The organism is Microcoleus sp. T3_D1, from assembly GCF_036700405.1.
Taxonomy (GTDB): Bacteria; Cyanobacteriota; Cyanobacteriia; order Cyanobacteriales; family Microcoleaceae; genus Microcoleus.
The window spans coordinates 1-7,146 of record NZ_JAUBOV010000151.1; the positions used below are offsets into that span (position 1 = coordinate 1).

The window sequence follows — 7,146 nt, forward strand, 5'->3', positions numbered from 1 at the left end:
TTGCGGGGGTCTTGACCCGGATTTCTGGGCGAAGGTGCGGGCGGGGCGAAGAAGTGCCAACTGCTGTTGCGGATGCCGCCTGAAACAGTTTCTATTGCACTCCCGTCAGCAGTGACTTTACCGGTGCCTACATTGTCGAAGTCGCCTGTGGTGGGGTTAATCGACCACAAGTCCATTGTCGTACCCGCGGAGTATCCGGCGCGGTTGGGCAAGGCTGCTTGCAAGTCGCCTAGTTTCACTACAACATTTGCTAGGGGTTGTTGGTGGGTGTTTTGAATCAGTCCTGAAATACGGGTGTTGCCGACAGTGGAAGCGCTAACGTTGACTGTGATTGCTGGTATAATTGAGGGAAGTGCGAGATCCTTAGTCGTATTGAAATTCCCTACCAGATGACATTATGGTGGATAACACCTCTCTCACAAACAATATTCAAGAACAACAAAATATTCCGTTTCTAGTTCAGCAGTTACGCACCGATCACGACAACGCTGTTCTCAAACAAACTGCTAAACTTTTAGGTGCGGTCGGTGCGGGCAATTCGGATATGGGAAATTATTTTCAGATATCTCAAATTCATCGATCGAGTAAAACAGTTAAATTCTAGTCAAAGGAAGGGTCTGTATACCATTTCTGAATTTCTGAAAACCATTGATAAGCTTGCTGGCTTGCCTCTTCCCATTCTGAGGAAACATTTGCTTTTATAAAACGATTATCCGTAGCTTGAAAGCGAATCCTGTAGGCTCTAGGTAAAGTCTTCCAGTAAGTAGCCGACCAGGGTTCAACTAGATCCCAAACTTCTGTTCCTGGGAGAGAAATTTCATCATTAGAGAGATAACAGTGGAGGCTGAAAAGCTGCTCTATAAATTGTCGGTCAACGCTCGTTATCTGACATTCATATTGAGCTATTGTGTCGAGTCTATAATCTTGACAAAAGTATATGTAATACTGATTCCAATTCGCACTAGCTAAAGCTTCCCAGCGTTCTCCTCCCTGCGGAGTTAAATAATAATGAGCTGAGAATTTTCCCTCTAAATTAGCCTGAATTTCTGAAACAGTCATTACCACATCTGAAACCAGGATTCCATTCCGGTACACTTTTGCTAAAATATCTCCTTTCTGAAATAAATACTTTGCCGCTGCTAGTGTCTCATTATGAGAGAGGTGACAGTCTAATGATACACCTCCAAAATCATCGTAATAATCTCCATAACGTTCTACAACTCGCTTCAGAATAAAGTATTCTGCTTTTTTAAGCGCAATTTCATTAGATGTTATGTCATAGTTAGCTGCTGTATAATTAATAAGACTTGATGACTCCTTATCGTCAAATTCGGGGTCTGTGTACCATTTCTTAATTGCTCCATATCGCTCCTGTGCCTGCTCATATCCCTGATACCAACTGGGGGAAGTTTCCGATCCAATGTTAACACTCTTGCTTTCCTTAGCTTGATAGCAAACTCTGTAGGCCAAAGGTAGAATCTTCCAGTAAGTCGGTTGCCAAGGTTCAAGCACCTCCCAAACTTCTGTCCCTGGAACAGGAAAATCGCTGTACACATAGCCACTATCAATTAAAAGACTTTCTATTAATTGTCGATCGACACCTATCAATTCCCACTCAAATAATTCACTTTCAACAATTTTATTATTATTGAACCATAGAAAATACCGATTCCATTCTGCATGAGCAGCAGATTCCCAGCGTGTTCCACCCTGGGGAGTTAATTCATAGGAGGCTCTGAGTTTTCCGTCTAGGTGTGCTTGAATTTCAGCAAGAGTCAATATTGCAAATGGAGTACCTTCTATGTCTTTTTCATCGCCAAATACTTTTGCTTGGATATCTCCATTTTGGAATAAGCAATTTGCTGCGAGTGCTACCTCATCATGAGATAGTCCGCATTTATAAGCAACATCTCTAAGCCATGCGTGATACGTTACTGCACATCTAAGAATCCAATATTCTGCTCTATTCATTCCTCTTTTGTTTGAAAAAGTAACTTCAGCTTATTTTTTGAAATTGCTTTAGCGTCTTAAGTAAGACTATTAAAGTCTAGTCAAAGGAAGGGTCTGTATACCATTTCTTCACATTCTCGTACCATTGACTCGCCCGCTGATATTCCTCAACTATCTCAGCCGGAGTATTGTCATCTAATTTCCAAGGACAAAAATCACTAGACTTATGCTCGCAACTAACATGATAGCCTCGCGGTAAAGTCTTCCAGTAGGTAGCTTGAAAGGGTTCAAGGACATTCCACTTTTCGGTTCCTGAGATATGTTCGTGTATTAAAATCAAACTATCCACAGCCAGCAATTGCTCTATAATTTCGCGCTCAGTACCTATAATTCCCTCTTCATAGGGGAAGATGTTCAGAAAATTCGCAATAAGAAACTTATTCCAGGCAGGATGAGCCATTGCTTCCCATTTAGCACCTCCTTGAGGAGTTAAATAGTATGATGCTTTAAGTCTCCCGTCTAAGTGGTCTTGAATTCCAGCCATTGTTAAAACAACATCAGGAGTCCCCTCTGCATCATATTCATCAGCAAACACTATTGCTTTAATATCTCCTTTTTGAAACAAGGAATCGGCTGCAAGTGCTGTTTCAGCATGAGATAAGTGTTCTGAGTATGCAACGCTTTCTAACCCGTAATAGTTTATTACAACAGATTTTAGCAGCAAGTATTCAACCTTTGAATTCGGAGTTTCTGCCAATGCTGCGTAAGAGATTGGTGCTATATCTTCAAAGAGACTTGATGGGTTTGTATCTAATTCTGGCTCTGTATACCAATGCGAAATTTCTGAGTACCACTGCTTCGCTTGTCGATCTTTCTCAATCCATTCTTTGGGTGTATTTGAGTCGATACACAATTCAAAATATCGATGCTGGTAAGTAACTTTGTAAGCTTTGGGTAAAGTTTTCCAGTACGTTGCTTTCCAAAATCCTATATCCTCCCAAAAACAAGTTTCTGAAATAAGAATTTGGTTTTCTAAATATTCACAATAATTTATAATTTCTTGCATAATCTGCTGAGAACAACAGATTATTTCTGAACGAAATAATCCAGTTATTTCATCACGCTGATAACCCAGACACCATTTATGATAATAATTCCAATTAGCACCAGTTAAGCCTTCCCACCTTGCTCCTCCCTGAGAAGTTAAGTAGTAAAAAGCGTTGAGTTTTCCATTTAGGCTTGCCCAAATCTGAGATATTGTTAGGGCTACACCTCTAATATTTTCTCCATTTTCATTAGAAAATGCTGCTAATATATCGCCACTTTGAAATAACCGATTGGCTGCTGATACCACTTCAGCATGGGAGAGTCGCCAATCAGATGCGACATTTATGAAAATTTCTGTCTCTGTTAAAGCAGACAAGATCATTAAATACTCTACTCTGTTTATAGTCATTTGCTTGTTAATTACACAGCATCTATATCAAGCGTAAAAGGTTATGTTCCAGTCAAGTAATTGATTTAGAGATCAGAATTGTGAATTTTCCGGCTATTTGCATTTTTTATATTCAAAATGGAAAATCTTACTCTTTTCTTTGGTCCTGTGACAGTATCTTCACAACATTCACATCTTCCGAGTGAGCCAGCGCTAGATGACGACCACTCTTGGTCTTTTCGGACGTTATCGTTAGCACTTATCTCTACATTGTAGTGACGCGCACCACCGTCTTTTGTAGGCTTTGGATAAGGACAAGGTAACTTATCATCGGCTTTATATGGTAAAGCTCCTATAGGAGGAAGCAAACTCTGCAACCACCATAGTCTTTCTCTATTTGGCTGTCTGTCATTTGCTAATTCGCGCCTTGTTTTTTGTAAATTATTCGCTGCATCTTCAAGGCTGTTATATCTAAAACCAATTAGGATACCCTGTTCTCCCCCTGTTCCTCTAAATATTGTCTCACACTTGACATATTTCTTGAGTTCGGGGTCATCTGCACAAGTTTTACAATCAGGATTCGGAAGAGGTGGCGAAGCTGGAGAGGTTGACGGCGCAGTGGATGGCTGTGAACGAGTTGGTCGATTAAGCAGTGGAGTAGGCTGAGTTTGTCCCTGAGGTTGAATCAACCCTCTCCGCAGTCTTTCCTCAAACAGTCGATCGTCCTGACCAGCAGGAAGAGGATTCAGCAACCCACCACCACCAGGAGGTGCAAGCAATATACCCAAACCAGGCACACGCTGGAGAAGACCACCCAAAGGCGGTAGAGGCAAAGCCGGTGCAGGCAAAGGTATCGCTACAGGAACCTGTTCTCCCGACGGATCGGTATAATTAGTCGGACTATTTCCCACATACCGATACAAATTAGCATCCCCACCCCCAAACCCGATCGTATCCTCACTAATAAACCTCCCCACCTGCGGGTCATAATACCTCGAATTATAATAATAATTCCCCGTCTCAGAATCCAACTCCCGCCCCGTAAAACCAAACCGGAAACCCACACTCGGATTAGTTTGACTCCTCACCTTCCCAAAACTATCATAACCAATCCGATTCTGAATCGCCCCATTAGAATCAACCAAATCCCGCACCGTTCCCAGATTATCAGTTAACGGCCACAACACGCTACCGCCAGCACTTTCATCAGCCAAAATCTGGTCAGTTTCCACCCCGTGCAAATAACGGTGCGTTTGAGAACCAGCACCATCAAAAGTCAAAGCAATATGCTGCCCGTCGTAAACCAAACGCTCAACTTGAGGCGCTGCACTACCAGCACCATCCGCATCAACTTCCTTAACAATGCGGCGATTCAAACCATCATAACTATACTGAGCCGACTTAATCACAGAACCGCTACCATTTTTACCCACAACCTGACTCAAACGGTTCCGATAATCCCAACTGTACTCAGTCACCTCACCCGTAACAATATCAGTCCGCTTCGTGAGATTCCCCTCACCATCGTAGTCGTAATTGTAAACACCATCAGACTGCAACTGATTGTTACTTCCAGTTTGATATCCAGAATTAGTTCGACTCCCATTATCATCGTAACTGTAACTCTCATCACTCTGAGAACTATAATCTGCACCAGTCAACTGGTCTCGCTTGTCATAACTGTAATTGGTACTACCCGATGGCGAAGTAAATCCAGTCACTCGATTGGCAAAATCGTAAGTCCAAGCATAATTAGCTAACGTCACATTCCCCTTACCGTGACTCAACCGAGTTAAACGACCCGCAGTGTCATAAACATACTCGCTTGAGGCCACCAAACCCGTCCCATTCAAATCGCTGTAACGAGTAACATCCTTAGTTTTACCCGCAGCATCATAACTCATATCCACCCGCTTGGAACTTACCCCATTCCCACTTTGAGTAATCCGAGTTACTCGGTTCCCATCATCATAAGTAAAAGACTTCGTTCCCCGCAATTGACCGTTAATTGTATCCGTCACAGAAATCGGACGATTAACCTGATTGTATGCGTACTTCAACAACACATTTGGCACGTTCGGAGTTCCTGCATTGTCAACAGTTTCCAAATTCCCAGCCAAATCGTAAGTCAAAGCATAAGTTGCATCGGGGTCGCTAATAGTTTTAAGTTGACCTGCTGCATCGTAACTTGAAGTAATCGTCCGAATTGAAGTGTTAGCTGAATTCAGCCACTGTTCCTCTTTTGGGCGGTTGAGTTTGTCGTAAACAAATTTGCGAGTGCGGTTGTTGCCGTCTTTAGATGTGATTAAATTGCCTGCGGGGTCGTAAGTGTAGCTGCGAGTGCGGTTCAGTGGTTGATTGGTTTCAGTTTTGAGGCGATTTAATTCATCGTAGGCGAAAGTTGTTTTGTTGTTGGAAGGGTCGGTGAGAGAACTGACATTGCCGACATTATCGTAAGCTGTAGTTGTGGTTTTGTTGAGAGCATCAGTGACTGTTGTTTGACGGTTTAAAGCATCGTAACCGTAGCGAGTGGTGTTGCCCAAACCGTCTGCGACAGCACTAACATTACCGTTAGCATCGTATTCTGTAGACACTTTGTTGCCGAGGGGGTCGGTGACGGAAGTAGTTCGGTCTTTTTTGTCGTAAGTATATTCAGTTTTGTCTCCCAATTCGTTGGTGAAAGTGAGAAGATTGCTGTTGGCGTCGTAGGTGGATTTTGTGGTATTATTGAGAGGGTCTTTGCTGCCGGTTTGGCGGTTGAGATTGTCGTAGGTGTATTCGGTGGAGTGGTTGAGAGCGTCGGTAATTTTAGTTTGATTGCCGGCTTTGTCGTAAGTGTAGGTGGTATTGTTGAGTTTGGGGTCAATGACAGTTTTTTGGCGGTTTAAAGCATCGTAGGTAAAGGAAGTCTTGCGAAGTATCGGGTCAGTAACCGATTTGAGAGTGCCACCTTTATTGTACTCGGATGTTGTGACATTATTGAGTGGATCTGTGATTTGAGTTTGACGATTCAGAGCATCGTAAACGTATTGAGTTTTGTTAGTGTTAGCATCAATTTCAGCAGTAACATTCCCAACCTTATCGTACTCAGTTTTGCTCGTACTAGCAATAGTAGTCTGTGCCGCTTGAGTAACATCAGTCCGCCTTCCCAACTCATCATACTTGTACTCAGTCCGGTTATTATTAGCATCAACTTGAGCCACCATTTGATTAGCAACATTATACTCAAAACGAGTAACTTTCTCACTAGGGTCAACCTCCCGAATTAACCGGCCCCGTGCATCATAAACCTTGTTAGTTCGGTTGCCTTTTGCATCAAAACTCGCCGTCTGATTGTTATCCGAATCGTACCGCATCTTTTCCTTAGAACCATCAGGATTCACCGTTTCAACCAACCGATTCCGACTGTCATACCGATACTCAGTCTTCCTTCCCAACGGGTCAACCATCAATACCTGATTCCCATTCAAATCATACTCATAACTCGTCACGGGCGATGTCAGCGGCCCGCTGCCATCCGGGTCAGGAGCCGTCACTTTAACGAGCTGATTCATGATATTATAATCAGACTCAGTACGGTTGCCATTCTCATCAATTGTTGTCGTCTGATTTCCCGCAGCATCATACTCAAACTGGTGCACCGCTTCATCAGGAGTCCCAGAGGCAAACGTCGTCTTCTTCAATTGATTCATCGCATCGTATTCGTACTCAGTGCGGATGCCATTTTCATCAATTACTGCCTTTTGATTCCCCGCAGCATC

The 7,146-nt window shown here is 43.0% G+C and carries 5 protein-coding genes; 1 reads left to right on the plus strand and 4 read right to left on the minus strand.

What is annotated here, in order from left to right:
* Positions 1-239: hypothetical protein (locus tag QT992_RS32565; protein WP_333342920.1), on the minus strand; the 239-nt coding region annotated here is incomplete at its 3' end.
* Positions 240-397: 158 nt separating this feature from the next.
* Here QT992_RS32565 and QT992_RS32570 point away from each other — a divergent pair.
* Positions 398-604 carry a hypothetical protein gene (locus QT992_RS32570; protein WP_333342919.1) on the plus strand — a complete coding sequence of 69 codons (207 nt, stop codon included), beginning with the start codon at positions 398-400 and terminating at the stop codon, positions 602-604.
* Here the strand turns inward: QT992_RS32570 and QT992_RS32575 are convergent.
* The 3 genes from QT992_RS32575 to QT992_RS32585 form a co-directional block, all read right to left on the minus strand.
* A complete protein-coding gene (locus QT992_RS32575; RefSeq protein ID WP_333342918.1) occupies positions 601-1,971 on the minus strand; it encodes a hypothetical protein in 1,371 nt (456 codons plus the stop codon). The genes QT992_RS32570 and QT992_RS32575 overlap by 4 nt on opposite strands.
* Before the next feature lie 76 nt (positions 1,972-2,047).
* A complete protein-coding gene (locus QT992_RS32580) occupies positions 2,048-3,406 on the minus strand; it encodes a hypothetical protein (RefSeq protein ID WP_333342917.1) in 1,359 nt (452 codons plus the stop codon).
* Between the two features lie 65 nt (positions 3,407-3,471).
* On the minus strand, positions 3,472-7,146 hold a 3,675-nt coding region (locus QT992_RS32585), incomplete at its 5' end, for an RHS repeat-associated core domain-containing protein (protein ID WP_333342916.1).